Below are 3957 nucleotides of genomic sequence, written 5' to 3'. Positions count from 1 at the left end.
TCTGGCGACGATTACTTATCAAAATTTCTTTTTGCTATATCCTAAGTTGTCGGGGATGACGGGGACGGCGAAAACTGAGGAGGCGGAAATTGAGAAGATTTATAGTTTGCAGGTGACGGTGGTTCCGACTAACCGACCGACGGCTCGTGCGGATTTGTCGGATATGGTTTATAAAACTGAGCAGGGTAAATGGCTGGCGATCGCTACTGAATGCGCCCAAATGCACAATATGGGTAGACCTGTATTGGTGGGAACTACGAGCGTAGAAAAATCGGAGTTGCTTTCTGGTTTGTTATCACAGCAGGAGGTTCCCCATAACCTTTTGAATGCGAAGCCGGAGAATGTGGAAAGGGAATCGGAAATTGTGGCGCAAGCTGGTCGCAAAGGGGCTGTGACTATTGCTACTAATATGGCGGGGCGAGGAACTGATATTATCCTGGGGGGTAATGMTGATTATATGGCGCGGTTGAAGTTACGGGAGTATTTTATGCCCCGAATTGTGAAACCGCAAGATGAGCGAGAATTGGCTATCCCTCAAATCGGAGGGGGTCCCCGTCGTAATAAGCMCCAGGGTTTTGCTGCTGCTGATAAGCCGAAGGTGTGGAAGGTGGCGGCGGGGATTTKTCCGACGGAGTTGTCGGTAGATACTCAGGAGAAACTGCGATCGGCGGTAGATTTTGCGGTGTCGGTGTATGGGGAACGTAGTGTTCCTGAACTCCAGGCTGAGGATATCCTAGCTGTAGCTTCGGAAAAAGCTCCCACTACTGATGTGGTGGTTCAGCGGATACGGGAGGTTTATCAGGCTATTGTGGCTGAGTATGAGGTGTTTACTCATGAGGAACATGATGAGGTGGTTTCCCTGGGAGGATTGCACGTTATCGGTACAGAACGCCATGAGTCCCGTCGGGTGGATAACCAGTTGCGGGGAAGGGCTGGTCGTCAGGGAGACCCGGGTTCGACTCGCTTCTTTTTGAGTCTGGAAGATAATTTGCTGCGGATTTTTGGTGGTGAGCGGGTGGCGGCGATGATGACGGCTTTTCAGGTGGAGGAGGATTTACCTATTGAGTCGAAGTTGTTGACGCGATCGCTGGAAAATGCCCAGAAAAAGGTAGAGACTTATTATTATGATATCCGTAAGCAGGTGTTCGAGTACGACGAGGTGATGAATAATCAGCGTCGGGCTATTTATGCGGAACGCCGCCGGGTATTGGAGGGTCAGGATCTCAAGGAACAGGTGATTAAGTATGGGGAAAAGACGATGGATGATATCGTCGAGGCTTATATTAACCCGGATCTGCCTTCGGAAGAGTGGGATCTTGAGACTTTGGTGGCTAAGGTGAAGGAGTTTGTTTATTTACTGAAGGATCTGGCTGCTGAACAGTTGTTTGATATGACGGTTGAGGAGATTAAGACTTTCTTATATGAACAACTGCGTAATGCTTATGATATTAAGGAGGCTCAGGTAAATCAGATTCGCCCTGGACTGATGCGGGATGCGGAAAGGTTTTTTATTCTGCAACAAATTGATAGTCTGTGGCGGGAGCATTTGCAACAAATGGATGCTTTGCGGGAGTCTGTGGGTCTGCGGGGCTATGGTCAAAAAGACCCGCTTGTGGAGTACAAGCGGGAGGGTTACGAACTTTTCCTGGATATGATGACGGATATTCGCCGGAATGTGATTTACTCGATGTTCCAGTTTCAGCCTCAGCCAGCGGTGGCGTAATTGGGGAATGCCCTTGACAATCTCGGAAAATAGTATATATTGGTTGTCAAGTGTGAGGAGTAAGGTTTGAAGGAAGAGGTACTTGGGGTCGAAACTCGGCCAGACTCCCAAGTGCCTTTTCCGTTTTTAAGGATTAAAACCGAGGACGTTTTAGCCAGTTTCGCAAGTTATCCCACCAGAGACGAGGATGGTCGCTGGGTCGTATTTGAGAATTAGCCATAGACAAGAGCAGGGGAACACCCCCAACCCGCGCCGCCATGAGAACATGAAGGGCGATCGCCACAATCATAATTCCCCAAGCTACCAGGTGGATATTATACCACAAATGATGTGTTTCTCCTACCCTCAGCCAGTTTTCGTCCTGGAATTTGCCAGAAATGACGGCTAGGGCTAGGGCTAATAGGGCTATGGTGTTGGTGATACGATGGAGGGTGTACCACCAGATAGGCTGTGGGGTGCGTTTGAGTTGGGCTAGGGTGTCAGGTTGGATGAGGCGTTTTTTTCCCTGGCGTAGGCTGTAGTAGGTGAAGGCTAAAGCCATAAAGAATAGGAAAAATCCCCAGGTTCCATGAATGTCGATCAGGTTGCTATCTTCGGGGATTAACCAGAGAGTCCCGAAACGGCGATCGTAGCTTTGGTAAACGAGATAGCCAGTGATAATACATCCACATACTAAAAGGCTATTTAAGCCGTGTAACAGGCGAAATAGGAAGGGTTGGTAGGGTTTGGAATCGCTCATAATTTTTTGAGTTTCTTTATCAATAGTATAGCAGGGTTTTAAGATTAGTTGGGCAATGGGTATAATTATCCTTTGCTATCTGTGTGATTTGGGCAGGAAAAGCAGTAATCTATAATGAGAAAGGCTATTACAATAGGGTAGATTCTGTGGTTTTCTCAGACCATGAAGTTTCGATTAATTTGAAGGTTAATCCTAAGCTGTGGCAGGATTTCCAGCAACGTTGTGCGACCTATCAAATGTCCCCTGAACAGGTGTTAGTTGGGTTCATCAAAATTTATCTGGCACCTCTGGATCATCAGGTGGCGATCGCCTTTTCCCCGAGTTCAGAGGGGAGAATGGATCTCAATATCACACAAATTATTGAAGATTATTTGCAACAAAATCTGGAACCCCAAATTCAGGATATATTGCAGAATTATATAGACTCAAAAGAGAGCGATCGCCCCTCTGCACCCCCGCCGTCAGCGTCCCCGGCTAGTAAGTTATCCAATAAGTTATCAAAACCTTCCCTACCATCACCACCAAAACCATCAGCAAAAGAAGTTGATTCTCGCTTAAAAACTGGCAAGGAATTAGCCGAGATTTTGGGAGTTTCTGCGCCTTATATTACCACTTTAAACCGCCTAGGAGAACTACATAAACGGGGATGGCAAGATTCTGGTCAAAGACGAGGAAAAACTATCTTATATGAACCGGTATCGCCGCCTTAATTTTTACCCATAAATGGATAGGATTGTAGTCCCCATAGTCGCCATTCACCACCAGCCTAGTTGAGGCGCAAACTTGTCTGACCATCAAGAGGAGAAGTGTGGAAGAATGAAAAGACAGCAGCCTTAAACAGTCCCCATACCGAAATCAAGCATATTTATAGTATAATCCAAGTTATAACTTAGACAGACACAGACCATATCAAAGAAAAATCCATAAGAATGCTGTCAGAAATTACCTTAGAAAACTTTTTTAGTTTCCGAAAACCCACAACCATCAAGCTGAATCCTGGTGTGAATATTCTCCTAGGTATTAATGGTAGTGGCAAATCCAACTTGTTAAAGGCGATCGCTTTACTGTATGAGATTATTGCCGGGAATGGATTGGAAAAGACTTTTTTAAAAAAGTGGAGTGGCTTTGATGCCGTGGCCAATTTTAATGAGGACACCAAAGACTATATAAAACTCCGCTTTGAATTTAGCAAAGATGCAATTCACCAAAATCACGATAGAAGAGGATTCCAATTTAAAACTAATCCCATTTACGAACTCACAATCTTTAAAGCGGGGTCAACTTCATATTACTTGAAAGAAAAGCTATATTGCCGAAGTGATGATCAAGATGATTTTATCTTCATGGACATGAATAATGCTCAGGGGGTTATTTCCACTCGGGAAGAAGGAAAAGTGGGTTTTCAGAGATATCCCCAAGAAAGTCAACAGGTCAATTTTAAATCCACAGAACCCGTTTTAAGTCAGATTTCGGACCCGGAGAGATTTTATCCTAT

General features: G+C 45.4%; 3 protein-coding genes and 1 pseudogene. 3 read left to right on the top strand and 1 reads right to left on the bottom strand.

Annotated elements, in window-relative coordinates:
* Nucleotides 1-1723: pseudogene (gene secA, locus B9T16_RS26525) on the top strand (preprotein translocase subunit SecA); the annotation flags it as partial.
* 133 nt (nt 1724-1856) lie between these two features.
* Here the strand turns inward: secA and B9T16_RS26520 are convergent.
* The gene (locus tag B9T16_RS26520) at nt 1857-2462 is read right to left on the bottom strand and encodes a cytochrome b/b6 domain-containing protein (protein ID WP_006618164.1); all 606 of its coding nucleotides are present in this window, start codon (nt 2460-2462) and stop codon (nt 1857-1859) included.
* Between the two features lie 146 nt (nt 2463-2608).
* Between B9T16_RS26520 and B9T16_RS26515 the strand changes: the two genes are divergently transcribed.
* Nucleotides 2609-3172: a hypothetical protein gene (locus B9T16_RS26515; RefSeq protein ID WP_410246159.1), complete on the top strand. Its 564-nt coding sequence runs from the start codon at nt 2609-2611 to the stop codon at nt 3170-3172.
* A gap of 219 nt (nt 3173-3391) precedes the next feature.
* Nucleotides 3392-3957: AAA family ATPase (locus tag B9T16_RS26510; RefSeq protein WP_410246158.1), on the top strand; the 566-nt coding region annotated here is incomplete at its 3' end.

It is taken from the genome of Arthrospira sp. PCC 8006, assembly GCF_046480465.1.
Lineage (GTDB): Bacteria > Cyanobacteriota > Cyanobacteriia > Cyanobacteriales > Microcoleaceae > Limnospira > Limnospira platensis.
The sequence above is the reverse complement of the archived record's forward strand: the minus strand, read 5'-3'. Positions and strand labels throughout refer to the sequence as shown.